This is a genomic window from Pseudomonas putida, assembly GCF_001976065.1.
GTDB classification, from domain to species: domain Bacteria; phylum Pseudomonadota; class Gammaproteobacteria; order Pseudomonadales; family Pseudomonadaceae; genus Aquipseudomonas; species Aquipseudomonas serbica.
The window spans coordinates 219757-234139 of record NZ_MNAH01000007.1; the positions used below are offsets into that span (position 1 = coordinate 219757).

15 protein-coding genes are annotated in these 14383 nt (G+C 61.5%); 12 read left to right on the top strand and 3 right to left on the bottom strand.

Features of this window, described 5'->3' with window-relative positions; all coding sequences use genetic code 11:
• The first annotated feature begins 60 nt into the window (after window positions 1-60).
• Window positions 61-2706 carry a DUF4118 domain-containing protein gene (locus tag BKX96_RS23055; protein WP_077185557.1) on the top strand — a complete coding sequence of 882 codons (2646 nt, stop codon included), beginning with the start codon at window positions 61-63 and terminating at the stop codon, window positions 2704-2706.
• 68 nt (window positions 2707-2774) lie between these two features.
• Complete coding sequence (locus BKX96_RS23060; protein ID WP_046816134.1) at window positions 2775-3473, top strand: response regulator; 699 nt, start codon at window positions 2775-2777, stop codon at window positions 3471-3473.
• 115 nt (window positions 3474-3588) lie between these two features.
• Here BKX96_RS23060 and BKX96_RS23065 read toward each other — a convergent pair whose 3' ends face one another.
• Window positions 3589-4629, bottom strand: coding sequence for a patatin-like phospholipase family protein (locus BKX96_RS23065; RefSeq protein WP_046816135.1), 1041 nt, complete (start codon window positions 4627-4629; stop codon window positions 3589-3591).
• A gap of 217 nt (window positions 4630-4846) precedes the next feature.
• Between BKX96_RS23065 and BKX96_RS23070 the strand changes: the two genes are divergently transcribed.
• The 3 genes from BKX96_RS23070 to BKX96_RS23085 all read left to right on the top strand — a co-directional run bounded on the left by BKX96_RS23070 (window position 4847) and on the right by BKX96_RS23085 (window position 6981).
• A complete protein-coding gene (locus tag BKX96_RS23070) occupies window positions 4847-5125 on the top strand; it encodes a hypothetical protein (protein ID WP_046816136.1) in 279 nt (92 codons plus the stop codon).
• A 61-nt stretch (window positions 5126-5186) separates the two neighbouring features.
• Window positions 5187-5945 carry a CHAD domain-containing protein gene (locus BKX96_RS23075; protein WP_046816137.1) on the top strand — a complete coding sequence of 253 codons (759 nt, stop codon included), beginning with the start codon at window positions 5187-5189 and terminating at the stop codon, window positions 5943-5945.
• A 238-nt stretch (window positions 5946-6183) separates the two neighbouring features.
• Entirely contained in the window at window positions 6184-6981 is a 798-nt protein-coding gene (locus tag BKX96_RS23085) for an acyl-CoA thioesterase (protein WP_046816138.1), read from the top strand.
• A gap of 13 nt (window positions 6982-6994) precedes the next feature.
• Here BKX96_RS23085 and BKX96_RS23090 read toward each other — a convergent pair whose 3' ends face one another.
• Together BKX96_RS23090 and BKX96_RS23095 are read right to left on the bottom strand one after the other, a co-directional pair.
• On the bottom strand, window positions 6995-7360 hold the full coding sequence (locus tag BKX96_RS23090) for a DUF962 domain-containing protein (RefSeq protein ID WP_046816139.1): 366 nt from the start codon (window positions 7358-7360) through the stop codon (window positions 6995-6997).
• A gap of 120 nt (window positions 7361-7480) precedes the next feature.
• On the bottom strand, window positions 7481-8962 hold the full coding sequence (locus BKX96_RS23095) for a methyl-accepting chemotaxis protein (protein WP_046816140.1): 1482 nt from the start codon (window positions 8960-8962) through the stop codon (window positions 7481-7483).
• A gap of 178 nt (window positions 8963-9140) precedes the next feature.
• Between BKX96_RS23095 and BKX96_RS23100 the strand changes: the two genes are divergently transcribed.
• From BKX96_RS23100 to BKX96_RS23130, 7 genes are all read left to right on the top strand, one after another.
• Window positions 9141-9671 carry a hypothetical protein gene (locus tag BKX96_RS23100; protein ID WP_046816141.1) on the top strand — a complete coding sequence of 177 codons (531 nt, stop codon included), beginning with the start codon at window positions 9141-9143 and terminating at the stop codon, window positions 9669-9671.
• Window positions 9672-9752: 81 nt separating this feature from the next.
• Entirely contained in the window at window positions 9753-9944 is a 192-nt protein-coding gene (locus BKX96_RS23105; RefSeq protein WP_008061810.1) for a PLDc N-terminal domain-containing protein, read from the top strand.
• 86 nt (window positions 9945-10030) lie between these two features.
• Window positions 10031-10264 carry a hypothetical protein gene (locus tag BKX96_RS23110; protein WP_046816142.1) on the top strand — a complete coding sequence of 78 codons (234 nt, stop codon included), beginning with the start codon at window positions 10031-10033 and terminating at the stop codon, window positions 10262-10264.
• A 217-nt stretch (window positions 10265-10481) separates the two neighbouring features.
• Window positions 10482-10826 (top strand): ribonuclease E inhibitor RraB, encoded by a 345-nt coding sequence (locus BKX96_RS23115; protein WP_046816143.1) that lies wholly within the window; start codon window positions 10482-10484, stop codon window positions 10824-10826.
• Window positions 10827-11183: 357 nt separating this feature from the next.
• Entirely contained in the window at window positions 11184-12593 is a 1410-nt protein-coding gene (locus tag BKX96_RS23120) for a circularly permuted type 2 ATP-grasp protein (RefSeq protein WP_046816144.1), read from the top strand.
• 12 nt (window positions 12594-12605) lie between these two features.
• The gene (locus BKX96_RS23125; protein WP_046816145.1) at window positions 12606-13556 is read left to right on the top strand and encodes an alpha-E domain-containing protein; all 951 of its coding nucleotides are present in this window, start codon (window positions 12606-12608) and stop codon (window positions 13554-13556) included.
• The gene (locus BKX96_RS23130; RefSeq protein WP_077185559.1) at window positions 13553-14362 is read left to right on the top strand and encodes a transglutaminase family protein; all 810 of its coding nucleotides are present in this window, start codon (window positions 13553-13555) and stop codon (window positions 14360-14362) included. The genes BKX96_RS23125 and BKX96_RS23130 overlap by 4 nt, the downstream gene beginning before the upstream one ends.
• Window positions 14363-14383: the final 21 nt, after the last annotated feature.

The following is a 14383-nucleotide window of genomic DNA, read 5'->3' on the forward strand; positions in this document are numbered from 1 at the left end:
CTCTCGCGAAGACGGCCTCGCAATCAACCCATTAACCTCTGAAGAAAGAGACCCCCAAGCATGAGCGACTCCGGCCGCGCCGACGCGCTGTTAGCAGACCTGCCCCGCGATGGCCGTGGCCGGCTCAAGGTCTTTCTCGGTGCCGCGCCCGGCGTGGGCAAGACCTACGCCATGCTGCAAGCCGCCCACAGCCAACTGCGCCAAGGCGTGAAAGTCATCGCCGGCGTGGTCGAAACCCATGGCCGCTTCGAGACCGAAGCCTTGCTCAGCGGCTTGCCGCAATTGCCTTTGGTGCGCTCGTCATACCGTGGCGTGGAGCTTGAGGAAATGGACCTAGACGGTCTGCTCGCGGCCAAACCTAGGTTGGTGCTGGTGGACGAACTGGCCCATACCAACGCCCCCGGCAGCCGTCACGAAAAACGCTGGCAGGACATTCAGGAACTGCTCGCCGCAGGCATCGACGTGTACACCACGGTCAACGTCCAGCACCTGGAAAGCCTTAACGATCAGGTGCGCGGCATCACGGGCGTGCAGGTGCGCGAAACCCTGCCGGACTGGGTGCTGCAGGAAGCCTACGAACTGTTGTTGATCGACTTGCCGCCACGGGAGTTGCTCGAGCGCCTGCGCGACGGCAAGGTCTATGTGCCGGAGCAGGCACGGGCGGCGATCGATGCGTTTTTCTCCCAGACCAACCTGACCGCCCTGCGTGAGCTGGCGATGCAAACGGCCGCCGCCCAGGTCGATAACGACCTGACCCAGGGCTATCGCCAGATGGGGCAGGCGGCGCCCACGGTGCGCGGTCGCTTGTTGGTCGGTGTCGATGGCGATGCCCAGGCCGAGCGCCTGGTTCGTCACGCCAGTCGGGTCGCGCAGCGTCGGCATTTACCATGGAGCCTGGTGCATGTGGACAACGGCAGCGTGCGTGACGAGCAGTCGCGCCTGCGCCTGCAAAGTGCCCAGCAACTGGCCGAACGCCTCGGCGGTGAAGTGGTGCTGCTGCGGGCCGGCGAGGTGGCGAAAACCCTGATCCAGCACGCTGTCGAACGCCGCGCCAGCCTGATATTGGTCGCACAGTCCCGGCCGCGCCTGCGCCGTCGGTTGTTCGGTGGCGGCCTGGCGGCGCGCCTGCTGCGCAACGCCCGCGGGCTGGAAATCAACGTGCTCGACACCGAGCATGAACAGCACCCGCCACGCCAGCGATCAATGCAGTCGCTGGTATGGTTCGACTACGCCCTGGCCGTGGTGGCGACAGTGTTGGCCAGTGCCCTGGCCTGGGCGGTGGCGGGTATATTGCCGTTGCCGAACATCTCGCTGGTGTTCCTCGCCGCCGTGTTGCTGGTGGCAGTGCGAAGCAGTCTTGGCCCGGCACTGGCCTGTGCGGCGTTGTCGTTCCTGACCTACGATTTCCTGTTCATTCCGCCGAATTTCTCCTTCAGCATCCAGCGCGAAGAAGACGTCCTGACCTTGCTGTTCTTCCTGTTGATGGCGGCCCTCACCGGCAACCTTGCGGCACGCCAGCGCCGGCAATTGCAGGCCCTGCGCGACACCCAGGAAGAGACCAGCGAACTGCTCGACCTGTCGCGCAAACTCACCGCCGCCACCGATCGCCAGGCCGTGGTCAGCGCGGCAGCCCAGCACCTCAACGGCTGGAGTGATGTACAACTGTGCCTGCTCAACCGCGACGGACCGAACGGCTGGAAAGTCGAAACCGGTGGCCCGCTGGAATTCACCGAAGCCGAACGCGCCGCCGCCGATTGGGCCTGGCAACACGATCAGCCGGCGGGCGCAGGCACCGGGACTTTGCCGTTTGGCCGTTGGTGGTGGTGGCCTTTGTCGGTGGAGGACGGTCCACTGGCGCTGCTCGGTGTGTGTGCGAAAGAGGGCCAGGCCTTGAGCGGCCAGCGTCGCCGTCTGTTGACCGCATTGAGCCAGCCGCTGGCCCAGGCCCTGGCCCGCGCACAATTGGTCGATGACTTGGAAGCCGCGCGGCTGCACGGCGAAACCGAGCAACTGCGCAGTGCCTTGCTGGCGTCGGTGTCCCACGACCTGCGCACGCCCCTGACCTCCATGCGCGGCAGCATCGATAGCCTGCTGGCCCTCGGCGAGGCCATTCCACTGGAGGATCGCCGTGAACTGCTGGAAGGCACCCGCGATGAAGCCGAACGCCTGGATCGCTATATTCAAAACCTGCTGGACATGACCCGCCTCGGTCACGGCGCGTTGAAGCTGGCACGTGACTGGGTCTCACCGGCGGACATCGTCGGCAGTGCGCTCAATCGCCTGCGCGCGGTGCTGGCGCCGTTGCAGGTCAGCACTGAAGTGCCGGGGGAGCTGCCGTTGCTGTTCGTGCATGCGGCGCTGATCGAACAGGCGCTGATCAACGTGCTGGAAAACGCCGCGCGGTTTTCCCCTGCCCATGGACGCCTGCAACTGCGAGTCGGGGCAGACGACACCGAGCTGTTTTTCTCGGTGAGCGACGAAGGCCCAGGGATTCCGCTGGCCGATCGGGAGAAGATTTTCGACATGTTCTACACCGCCGCCCGTGGCGACCGTGGTGGGCAGGGTACCGGACTGGGGCTGGCAATCTGTCAGGGCATGGTCGGTGCCCATGGCGGGCGCATCAGTGTCGCCGACGGTATCGAGGGCCGCGGCACCTGCATCACTTTGCACTTGCCGTTGCAGGCGCAGCCGGCCTTTGAAAATTAAGGGCCGAAAGTGAAGCCTGATCGTGCTTGCGCTACTCTCTTGCCACTTCTTTGTGTTGATGTGAATTCATGAGCCAGACCGCGACCATTTTGGTCATCGACGACGAACCGCAGATCCGTAAATTCCTGCGCATCAGCCTTGTTTCCCAAGGTTACAAAGTACTGGAGGCTGGCACCGGCACCGAAGGCCTGGCGCAAGCGGCGCTGAACAAACCGGACTTGCTGGTGCTCGACCTCGGCTTGCCGGACATGGACGGCCAACAGGTGTTGCGCGAGTTTCGCGAGTGGTCGACGGTACCGGTGCTGGTGCTGTCGGTGCGAGCCGCTGAAGGGCAGAAAGTCGAGGCGCTGGATGGCGGCGCGAATGACTACGTGACCAAGCCATTCGGCATCCAGGAATTCCTGGCGCGGATACGTGCGCTATTGCGCCAGGCCCCGGTAGGCGAAGTCCAGCAAGCGGCGCTGACTTTCGGCCCGCTGACGGTGGACCTGGCCTACCGCCGGGTATTGCTCGAAGGCAGCGAAATAGCGCTGACCCGCAAGGAATACGCGGTGCTGGCGCAACTGGCACGGCATCCCGGACGGGTCATCACCCAGCAGCAACTGCTCAAGGACATCTGGGGGCCGACCCACACCGAAGACACGCATTACTTGCGGATCGTGGTCGGGCACCTGCGCCAGAAACTGGCCGATGACCCGACCCAGCCGCGGTTCATCGTGACCGAGGCGGGGGTGGGGTATCGGTTGTTGAGTGAGGGCAGCCTTTGAATTCGTGTTGTCTGATCCGGCCTCTTCGCTGGCAAGCCAGCTCCTACAGAGGACGCTGAGATCCCTGTAGGAGCTGGCTTGCCAGCAAAGAGGCCCTGACATTCACCCGAGAACCTCAGGAATCCCGCTCATTCTCATACCGGTCCAGGGTGTCGCGCGCGATCTCCCGCCCCAGCGCGATCAACTCCGGCGCCTTGTAGAACTCGAAAAACCGGCACACCCGCTTCGGCACGTTGATCAGGATGTCCGGCGGATACCCGGCAATCTTGTATTGCGCCAACGAGGTCTGCATCACCTCGAAACTCTGGTTGATCAAATCCAGCAGTGACGCCGGCCCCACATTGTCGATGATGAACGACCCGGTGGCGGACTTCGGTGCGCCGTCCTGTTCGGGCGCAGCCGCCGGTTGTTGCGAGTCAGGCTTGGCCGACTCGACCCAGGGGTTGATCTCCGCCGCCTCGGCCATCAACGCTTCCTTCTCCAGCAGCAGCAATTGTTCGGCCTGCTTGCGTCGGAACGGCATCTTCGAACCCAGGGAACTGATCAGGCTGTCGAAGCGGGTCTTGAACGCGGCCGGGCGCTGGATCACCGGCAACTGGTAATGACGCTGGTTGGTGGAGTTGAGGTTGACCGCGATGATCAGGTCGCAATGGCTCGACACCACCGGGACGATCGGCAACGGGTTGAGGATGCCGCCATCGACCAGCATGCGATTGCCCTGCATCACCGGTGTAAACAGACTGGGAATCGCCGCCGAGGCACGCATGGCCTGGTGCAGACAGCCTTCCTGGAACCAGATTTCCTGCTGGTTGGTCAGGTCGGTGGCCACCGCCGTATAGGGGATGCGCAGGTCTTCGATGTTGATTTCGCCAACGATCTTGCGGATCTGTCCGAAGACTTTTTCCCCGCGGATCGCCCCCAGGCGAAAACTGACGTCTACCAGGCGCAGCACGTCGAGGTAATCCAGGCTCTCGATCCAGTCGCGATAGTCATCGAGTTTGCCGGCGGCGTAGATCCCGCCGACCACCGCGCCCATGGAACAACCGGCGATACAGGCGATATCGTAGCCACGCCGTTCGATTTCCTGGATAACCCCGATATGGGCATAACCCCGGGCTCCACCCGAGCCCAACACCAGTGCGACACGCTTTTTCATTGATCGCCCTCGTTTGAATGGTTCAACAATGCACCCTTCAAGGGGCACGCTTCAATCGTCAGGTCGTTCGGCTGCGCGAATGGGTCGTTTTTTCGACACTCCATGGCGGCAGATGGTTATTCTCGCACTTCAGGATTTACGTTGGCGATGAACGGCACTTTTTGCCCGTCAGACCGTCCTACCTGCATGACTGTTTACCTATTTTGAGGTGTAAGAAATGAAAGCCTGGATCTGTGTGCCACTGATTGCCCTGGCACTGGCCGGTTGTGCCGGCAAAACCGCCTATCGCGACAGCTGCGGCAGCCAACTCGATGCCGCCTGGCATGAGCTGGACCTGGCCAAGGCCGAAGGCTTCGCCGGCACCGTCAGCTACTCCAAGGCGTTGTCGCTGCTGACCGCGGCCAAGACCCAGCAGCAGTTCGAAGGCTTCGAGGGCTGCGCGAAAAAGGCCGAAAAGGCACGTTTCTACATTCGTGAATCGCGCGCAGGGCGATAGAAGCAGCTACAAGTAATAAGCTGTCAGCTTGATGCTTGCAGCTCTTTACGGAGTAAATCCCATGATCAACCGGCTGGTGGCTCGCGTCCTGGGCCTGGAAGTACGTCTGCTGGCCTGTCAGGCACGCTTGATTGCTCACACCGACCCTGAAGCCTTGCACGACTTGCGCACCACGGTGCGCCGGTTGCGCAGCCTGTTGCGTCCCTTGCGTGGCCTTCCCGGCGTCGAGCAGCTGGAAGAGGCGGCTTCCGGGGTTGGCGACTTGACCACACCTTTGCGCGATCGCGAAGTCATGGCGGCCTACTTGCTTGAGCACGGTCAAACAGAAGCCGCACAGCGACGCATGGCGCAAATGGCCCAGGCTTATCCTGCGGTGGCAACCAGTACAGAGCTTGCGCAGCTACTGATGATCCTCGACGCCTTTCCACGATTCCTGCGCGCCGCCCAGCGCCAGGGGTTGCTCAAGGGGCTCGTCAAGCGCATTGAAAAACGCCTGGGCAAGCAGTGGAAGAAACTCGACACCGCCCTGCACGATCCCGCCCATGACCGTCATCGTTTGCGCCTGCTGATCAAGCGTGTTCGTTATGGCATCGACGCCTATCCCGAACTGGATCGCCTGCCCAAGGCCGCCATGCCCCGATTGAAAGCGGCGCAGGGGGCCTTGGGTGATTGGCACGACTGTATGCAATGGCTGGCCCTGGCTGAGCGAGAAGCTGATTTGAAGCCGTTTGTAGCCAGTTGGCAGACCGCCATGGCCAAGGCCGAACAACGTGCCGACCGAGTGCTGGACAAGCTCAGCGCCGACTGCTTCAAATCCTGAAGCCCACACGGACCCCCCGTAGGAGCGAGCTTGCTCCGGGGGGCGTTCCGACGAAAATCCTGAGAACGCCGCGGGGTATCAGGTTTCCCGCGATATCGTTGACGTTCATCGCGAGCAAACTCGCTCCTACAGCCGCACAGGCGGCTGATCCGTCAGTCAATTTGACCGGAATAGGCAGTGTACAGCCTCCGTGAGCTGGTTAAGATCTCGTCATCTTTTTCCTTTTCTTGAGGTCTTCATGCGCTTTTGCGATCTGCTCGATGCTGTCCGCTGTCAGCCATTTGAACTGTCTATCCCAGCCGGATGGGCGCAAGGGCGAGCCAGTTTCGGCGGCCTGGTGGCTGCCTTGCAATACGAAGCCATGCGCGCGAAGGTGCCGGCGGACCGACCGGTGCGCTCGCTGGCAATCACCTTTGTCGGCCCGGTCGAACCCGACGTGCCGGTCAATTTTGAAGTCGATGTATTGCGCGAGGGCAAGGCCGTCAGCCAGGTGCTGGGTCGCGCGATGCAGAAGGGCCAGGTAGTGACCCTGGTCCAGGGCAGCTTCGGCGCCTCGCGTGCGTCGCAAGTGAAGGTGCAGGCGGAGCCGGCGCCAGAGATGAAGCATTGGGACCAGTGCCAGGAACTGCCGTTCATCGAGGGCGTGGTTCCGCAATTCATGCAACATCTGGCGATGCGCTGGAGTGTTGGCGGGTTGCCGTTCACCGGCAATACATCCCGTCAGATGGGCGGCTGGGTGCGCTTGCGCGGTGATGTGAAGGAGGAGCCGGTTACCGAGGCACACATCCTGGCGCTGGTCGATGCCTGGCCACCGGCCCTGATGCCGTTCCTCAAGCAACCGGCGATGGGCAGCACGCTGACCTGGACCATCGAGTTCGTCCAGCCGTTACTGGCGCTGAGTACCCTGGACTGGTGCAAATACCTGGTTGAAACCGAACACGCCGCCGACGGCTACGGCCATGCCGCCGCGAAGCTGTGGGATGAGCAGGGGCGGCTGATTGCCATGAGCCGGCAGACGGTGACGGTCTTCGCCTGATCAGTTCGCCTGATCAATGCCGACGGTGGCGCTCCCGCCAGGCGCGCCACCAACCGCCGCTGAGGAAAAATCGCGGGAAGGTCAGGAACTGCTCGACCAGCAGGCGCGATACCGCATCCTTACGATCACTGAACGGCTCGGAGGCTTGCGCTTCCAGGGTATGGCCGTGACGTTGCAAACCCAGTGCGGCGATCACACCAATGATGCCGATGGCGAAGTTCGCCAGGTTCAGGCCGAACACCCCGCTGACGATCAGCAGGAACGCGACGATGAACAAAGGCACGGCAATCAGGTGCAGCACCAGGTTGGTCGGGTGCTGATGATTGTTCGGGTAGGCACGCCATTGCCAGGCGGGAAGGTTGGGGTGACGTTTACCCATGATGCTGATCCTCGATCCATGTTGAACTCATGAATCAAGGATAGGCCCGGTAAATGCAGGCGGCGAATCAAGCTTGGCTATCGAAGCGATAGCGATCATGGGCATTCTTGATGTTGCCCGTTATAGCTTGAGCTGCCCTATCGCCTTGCTCAATTGACCGGCCAACGCCGCCAGCTCATCACTGGTGGTGGCCGAGCTGACGGTCTGGCGTACCGTGTTCTCGGTGACGTCGCGGATGCTCACCACCGCGCGGTTCATCTCTTCGGCCACCTGGCTCTGTTGCTCGGCCGCCACGGCGATCTGGGTATTGCTTTCGCGCATCTGCGCCACTGCCCCGGTGATGTGTGCCAGCGCGGCCCCGGCCTCCTGGGCCTGCTGCACGCATTCGTCGGCCTTGAATGAACTCTCCTGCATGAAGTCCACCGCATCGCGAGTGCCCGATTGCAATGCGGATACCATCACGGTGATTTCATCGGTGGAGGTCTGCACGCGCTTGGCCAGGTTGCGCACTTCATCGGCGACCACCGCAAACCCGCGGCCCATTTCCCCGGCCCGGGCCGCTTCGATCGCTGCGTTCAGCGCCAGCAGATTGGTCTGCTCGGCAATGCTGTGGATCACATTGACCACGCCATTGATCTTCTGGCTGTCCTGGGCCAGGCGCTGGATCATCTCGGCGGTCTGTTGCACCCCGGTGGACAGCCCGGCAATCGATCGCTGCACGCGCATGACCACTTCCTGGCCGCTGCCGGCCAGGGTGTCGGCCGATTGCGACAGGTCGCGGGTGGCACCCGCATGCTGGGCAATGTGGTAGACGGTGGCGGTCATTTCATTGATGGCCGTCGCCGCCTGATCGGTTTCGCTCTGCTGGCCCAGCATGCCGTGACGCACTTCATTCATGCTCGATGCCAGGCGTGCGGCGCCGTCGTCCAGTTGTCGGACCGTGCTGGCGACGGTGCTGACCACACGCTGGTAACCGGCCTGCATGGCGTTGAATGCGTTGGCCATCTGTCCGACTTCGTCGCTGCAGGTCAGCGGCACACGGGCCGCCAGGTCGCCGGTTTTTTCAACGTGAAGCATCACATCCTTCAAGGTGTTGAGCTGACTGAGCAAAAAACGGATCAACAACTGTGAGGCACCGAGCATCGCCAGCATCAGGATGAACACCGCCGCCGCATAGTTGGCAAACCGCTCGCCGAACACCTGGGCCAGGCTTGGGCCATGGGCAATCAACGCGACCCGCTGGCCATCCGCACGGGTGAAGACTTCGGCACCGATCGGCAGGTTGTCACCGAAATATGGCAGCGCATCGATCTTGACCCAGCCGTTGGCATCGGCCAATCCCGGCACCGTCTGCCCGTTCACCTGCGGTGCCTGGCCGTGACTGAAGGCCAGCAGATCATCGGCTATGGGCAGCGGCTGCCCGGCAGGCCAGGCCGCGAGCAATCGTGCCTGGGCCTGGGCCGATGCCTGGGCGGCATGGCTGCGGGCCTGTTGTTCGAGTTGCACGGCATAAAACACCAGCAGTAGCGTGGTGACGAAGGCGACGGCATTGACCGCCCAGAATTTGTACTTCAACGAGATGTTGCTAAGCCAGGCACCCATGGAGGTCTTCTCTGATAGCGGAAACAGTTTTGGCAAGGTGCCATTATTGTGCCGCTACGCTTCGGTTGAGCGCTTGATGTGGGTCAAGATAACGAGCCATGCTTGCATGCCGCCTTCCCTGGGCGTAATGCGCTATCCTGCGCGCCCTCAAAATTTTCTTGCTACAGGATCCGCCCCCATGAAAGCCGCACTCATCGAACTCATCAGCAACATCAGCTCCGGGTGCATGGGCGATGACGAAATCGAGAAAGTCGCTGACGAAGCGGCCCAGGCTTACGCTGATCCAGCCGCTTTCCTGAGCGCCAACCCGGACATCAACTACGACGACAGCTTCCCGATCCCGCTCGGTGAATGGGTGGTCGTTGGCAGTTTGCCTGAGACGGTACTGTTCCAGGCCGACACCTATATGGACCTGTTTGCCCAGATCGTTGCCTCGTTCGGCCCGGGGGTGGAATTCAATCTCAAACCCAAGCAATTGGCCAAGACCGAAGCCCTGACCGCGCTGAACCGCATCCAGGTGCAGATGAGCAGCCTGAACAAGGAAAACGGCGGTTACACGCTGATGAACTTCAGCCAGTTGCTGGACGATGAACTGCAAGTGGTTTTGGTCTACGGCAATGCTGTGCCACGGGTACTGGAGTTGTGCGCCGAAATCGGCATCGCTGCCGCACCCTCGCTCGAAGCCTTGAAAGTGGCAATCCACGTCTGACCGTTAAAGCTGTCAAAAAAAGGGAACCCTGGTCAGTGCCGGCTATCCTAAGAGGGCATACCACTCTTCGGGAGCGTCATCATGGGTTCCACGTTCAATAGCCTGGTTGGCCTGATCATTCTTGCCTTGGACATCTGGGCAATCATCAACGTGCTCAAAAGCGGCGCCGAGACAGGGATGAAAATTTTCTGGGTGCTATTGATCCTGTTGCTGCCGGTTCTGGGCTTGATCATCTGGGCCATCGCAGGGCCGCGAGGCAATGTGCGCGTTTGACGGAGATCACTCGCCGGAACATTTGTCCGGCGTTCAGAGTCGAAATAGATGTAAGCCCATTCATGGGTTTTATCGAGGAGGCACCGATGCAAAAGTGGAAAGTCACTTTCGTGGATGATCATGGTGAAGTAATCGACGAAGTCTTCGAGTGCGAGGAGTGTCCGAGTCATGAGAAGGCCGCCAGGCTCATCAAGGAACGGCTCCTTCCTGTGGCCGCCGAACTGGATCTGAACGATCTGGAGGGGCGAACCACCGATGCAGGCGTGAAAAGCCTGAAAACCCAGAACAGTATCGAAATCCACAGTATTACCCCCATCTGATTCTCTTCCCGTCATTTACAGCAGCAACCAGGCCTTGGCAGCGGCTCTATCTTGGGGCTACTCTGCACTCGAGATCAGCGAAAGGATCGCTAAGGTCTGGTCTTGTCAGCTCCATGCTTGTTTCCCATCGGCATCTGGTTGTCGATTCGTGCGCACCTTTGGGCTGCGCACCTCGGGAGTACGGAAAGTCTATCCATCAGTTTGAGGAGGACGTTTCATGAGCACAGCCTATCAAGAAGACATCAGCAGCAATGTACTGCGCCGCATGAAAGAAGGCGGTTTCGACTTTTCCCGGTTCCATCCCATCGAGTTCTACGCCATTTTCCCGGACGAGGAGCGGGCACGCAGGGCGGCAGGTCATTTCCACCGTGGTGAATCCCTGGATGCGCAAGTCAGTGTGCGCGACGATGGCGCCTGGGCGCTGGAGTTGTGCAAGGTCATGTATGCCACCTACGACGACATTGGCGATTTCGAACAGGGTTTCGAGGCAGTGGTCGAGCCTCTGGGCGGCATCATTGAAGGCTGGGGTGTGAAACAGGAGGTACGAGGGCGACTCGCATAATCTTATGAACAGTAACAATCGGCAATGACGGCTGACCTTCGGGTTGGCCGTTTTCGTTTGTGCCGCAGGGAAATTCATCACGCTTTGTAGGAGCCCGGCTTGCCGGCGAAGGCGTCGCCGAAGAACGACGCATGACTTAATGACGTCTTCACCGGCAAGCCAGCTCCTACGGACTATGCTGAGACAGGCGACAACAACGCCTTGCAATGAAGCGGGGGCAGTCAGGTTGGGGCAATTGCCGCACAGGATTGGTGCGGCGCTCGCGCAGTGGTTATCCAACCGATTGAAAAATAAGCGTTTCTGCCGATGGCACGGGCCTTGCGAAGGCCTGGATGTCCGGGTGACAAGGAGTACGGCATGATCCGCACCTATTTTGATGAGATGTACGATGCCGGCGGCCAGGTCCGCCCGCATTATCGGGAGTTTGCCCGTTGGCTGGCCGAAACGCCTGACGAGCTTTTGGCACAACGGCGACGCGAGGCCGATCTGTTATTTCATCGCGCCGGGATTACCTTCACGCTCTACGGTGATGAGCAGGGGACAGAGCGCCTGATTCCCTTCGATACCATCCCGCGCAGCATCCCTGCCAGTGAATGGCGTGTGGTCGAGCGCGGTTGCATCCAGCGGGTCAAGGCGCTGAACATGTTCCTCGCCGACCTGTACCACGAGCAACGCATCATCAAGGCCGGGATCATTCCGGCCGAGCAGGTGCTGGCCAACGAGCAGTACCAGTTGGCGATGCAAGGGCTCGACCTGCACCGTGATATCTATTCGCACATTTCCGGCGTCGACCTGGTGCGCGACGGCGACGGCACGTACTACGTGCTCGAAGACAATCTTCGTACACCGAGCGGCGTCAGCTACATGCTCGAAGACCGCAAGATGATGATGCGCCTGTTCCCCGAGCTGTTTGCGGCCCAGCGCATTGCCCCGATCGACCATTACCCGAACCTGTTGCTCGACACCCTGAAAAGCTCAAGCCCGATCGATAACCCGAGTGTCGTGGTGCTGACGCCGGGACGCTTCAACAGCGCATTTTTCGAGCATGCGTTCCTGGCGCGGGAAATGGGCGTGGAGCTGGTCGAGGGCGCAGACCTGTTCGTGCGTGACGACAAGGTGTTCATGCGCACCACCGACGGACCAAAAGCCGTCGACGTGATTTACCGCCGTCTCGACGATGCGTTCCTCGACCCGCTGGCGTTCAATCCCGACTCGATGCTGGGCGTGCCGGGGCTGCTGTCGTCCTACCGTTCCGGCAATGTCGTGTTGGCGAACGCCATCGGGACCGGGGTGGCGGACGACAAATCGGTGTATCCGTTCGTCACTGACATGATCCGTTTCTATCTGGACGAAGAACCGATCCTCAAGAACGTGCCCACGTGGCAGTGTCGTAATCCCTCTGAACTTTCCCACGTTCTGGCCAATCTTCCAGAGCTGGTGGTCAAGGAAACCCAGGGCTCCGGCGGCTACGGAATGTTGGTGGGGCCAGCGGCGACGGCGGCGGAAATCGAAGCCTTCCGCGCGCGAATCATTGCCAAGCCCCACGCCTATATCGCGCAGCCGACGCTGTCGCTGTCGACCTGTCCGACCTTTGTCGAAAGCGGCATCGCGCCACGCCACATCGACTTGCGTCCGTTTGTATTGTCTGGCCGCGAAACCCGGGTCGTACCCGGCGGTTTGACCCGTGTCGCCCTGCGCGAAGGCTCCCTGGTGGTGAACTCCTCCCAGGGCGGCGGAACCAAGGACACCTGGGTGGTCGAGGATTGAAGGAAGCCTGACATGTTAAGTAGAACTGCCTCGGATCTGTATTGGATGTCGCGTTATCTGGAGCGGGCGGAAAACCTCGCACGGATGCTCGACATCAGTTATTCGCTGTCGCTGATGCCGCAGGATGGTCGCGGCGACGGCCTGCACGAACTGGCCATGCCGCTGCTGATTACCGGCACCCTGGACGATTACCTCGAACGCCACGGCGCATTGCATGCCGAACGGCTGCTGCATTTCTTTGCCCTGGACGCGGCCAACCCGGCCAGCATCTACAGCTGCCTCGGCGCCGCGCGGGCCAGTGCCCACGCAGTGCGTGGGCGCATCACCGCCGACATGTGGGAAAACATCAACGCCACCTGGCTGGAAATTCGCGGCATCGCCGAACAGGGCCTGAGCCGCTACGGCATGAGCCGTTTCTGCGAGTGGATCAAGGAACGTTCCCACCTGTTCCGTGGCGCGTCCTACGGCACCATCATGCGCAATGACGCGTTCCGCTTCATTCGCCTGGGGACGTTCATCGAAAGGGCTGACAACACCCTGCGCCTGCTCGATGCCCGCTATGAAATGGCGGGTGATCAGGCCGAAGCGGTCAGCGACGGCACGGCCCACGCCTACTACCAGTGGAGTGCGTTGCTGCGCGCCTTGTCTTCTTTCGAGGCCTACACCGAGATCTACCGTGACGCACCCGGTGCCCGGCATGTGGCCGAATTGCTGTTGCTGCGGGCCGATGTGCCGCGCTCCCTGCGCGCCTGCACCGAAGAAATCGACCAGATCCTCGCCCAACTACCGGGGGCCAATGGCCGTCCGGCGCAGCGCCTGGCCGCGGAGATAGACGCGCGATTGCGCTACACCGGCATCACCGAAATCCTTGACGAGGGCCTGCACGCCTGGCTCACCGAGTTCATCCCGCTGGTGCGCCAGTTGGGTAACGCCATACACAGTTCCTACCTGGAGGCTGCATGAGACTTTCCATAAGCCACGAGACCACCTATCACTACGAGGATCAGGTGCGGGCGAGCATCCAGTACCTGCGGCTGACCCCCCACGACAGCGAGCGCCAGCACGTGCTCAGCTGGCAGCTCGACCTGCCGCGGCCGGTGCGTGCGCAACTTGATCCGTTCGGCAACATCCTGCATGTGCTGACCATGGACGAGCCCCACGAGGCGATCATCATTGGCGCCCGCGGCCAGGTCGACATCGACGAATTGCGTGAGGCGGAACATGAAAGCCAGTCGGCATTGCCGTTCCTGCGCTTCACCCGGTTGACCGAGGCCGACCAGGCGCTGCGCGCGTTCGCCGAGAAGGCGTGCAAGCAGCGCCGCGATCGCACGGCGCTGATCGACTTGATGCACGGCCTGAACCAGCACATGACCTACACGCCGGGCGCCACCGAAGTGGACACCAGCGCCGCACAGGCTTTCGCCGGGCGTTCGGGCGTGTGCCAGGACCACACCCACGCGTTCCTCGCCTGCGCCCGCAGCCTGGGCATCCCGTCGCGTTATGTGTCGGGGTATCTGTACAGCGAGAACAGCGAACACCTGGCCAGCCATGCCTGGGCCGAAGCCTGGCTCGATGACGCCTGGTACAGCTTCGATGTGACCAATGAGCTGGCGCGACCCGAGCGTCACTTGAAACTGGCGGTGGGCCTTGATTACCTGGACGCCTGCCCGGTGCGCGGCATGCGCCGCGGTGGCGGGTGTGAGCAGATGCACGCCAAAGTGTTTGTTTCGCCGACGCCTGCACCGGTCATCTCAGTGCAACAACAGTAATCAGCTGCACACCCCTGTAGG

Excerpts from the sequence above, each read along its gene's own strand:
- BKX96_RS23065 (WP_046816135.1), bottom strand. The coding sequence starts at position 4,629 with ATGAAAAAGCGTGTCGCACTGGTGTTGGGCTCGGGTGGAGCCCGGGGT.
- BKX96_RS23060 (WP_046816134.1), top strand. The coding sequence starts at position 2,775 with ATGAGCCAGACCGCGACCATTTTGGTCATCGACGACGAACCGCAGATC.
- BKX96_RS23075 (WP_046816137.1), top strand. The coding sequence starts at position 5,187 with ATGATCAACCGGCTGGTGGCTCGCGTCCTGGGCCTGGAAGTACGTCTG.
- BKX96_RS23125 (WP_046816145.1), top strand. The coding sequence starts at position 12,606 with ATGTTAAGTAGAACTGCCTCGGATCTGTATTGGATGTCGCGTTATCTG.
- BKX96_RS23090 (WP_046816139.1), bottom strand. The coding sequence starts at position 7,360 with ATGGGTAAACGTCACCCCAACCTTCCCGCCTGGCAATGGCGTGCCTAC.
- BKX96_RS23085 (WP_046816138.1), top strand. The coding sequence starts at position 6,184 with ATGCGCTTTTGCGATCTGCTCGATGCTGTCCGCTGTCAGCCATTTGAA.
- BKX96_RS23055 (WP_077185557.1), top strand. The coding sequence starts at position 61 with ATGAGCGACTCCGGCCGCGCCGACGCGCTGTTAGCAGACCTGCCCCGC.
- BKX96_RS23105 (WP_008061810.1), top strand. The coding sequence starts at position 9,753 with ATGGGTTCCACGTTCAATAGCCTGGTTGGCCTGATCATTCTTGCCTTG.
- BKX96_RS23095 (WP_046816140.1), bottom strand. The coding sequence starts at position 8,962 with ATGGGTGCCTGGCTTAGCAACATCTCGTTGAAGTACAAATTCTGGGCG.
- BKX96_RS23110 (WP_046816142.1), top strand. The coding sequence starts at position 10,031 with ATGCAAAAGTGGAAAGTCACTTTCGTGGATGATCATGGTGAAGTAATC.
- BKX96_RS23115 (WP_046816143.1), top strand. The coding sequence starts at position 10,482 with ATGAGCACAGCCTATCAAGAAGACATCAGCAGCAATGTACTGCGCCGC.
- BKX96_RS23070 (WP_046816136.1), top strand. The coding sequence starts at position 4,847 with ATGAAAGCCTGGATCTGTGTGCCACTGATTGCCCTGGCACTGGCCGGT.
- BKX96_RS23120 (WP_046816144.1), top strand. The coding sequence starts at position 11,184 with ATGATCCGCACCTATTTTGATGAGATGTACGATGCCGGCGGCCAGGTC.
- BKX96_RS23100 (WP_046816141.1), top strand. The coding sequence starts at position 9,141 with ATGAAAGCCGCACTCATCGAACTCATCAGCAACATCAGCTCCGGGTGC.
- BKX96_RS23130 (WP_077185559.1), top strand. The coding sequence starts at position 13,553 with ATGAGACTTTCCATAAGCCACGAGACCACCTATCACTACGAGGATCAG.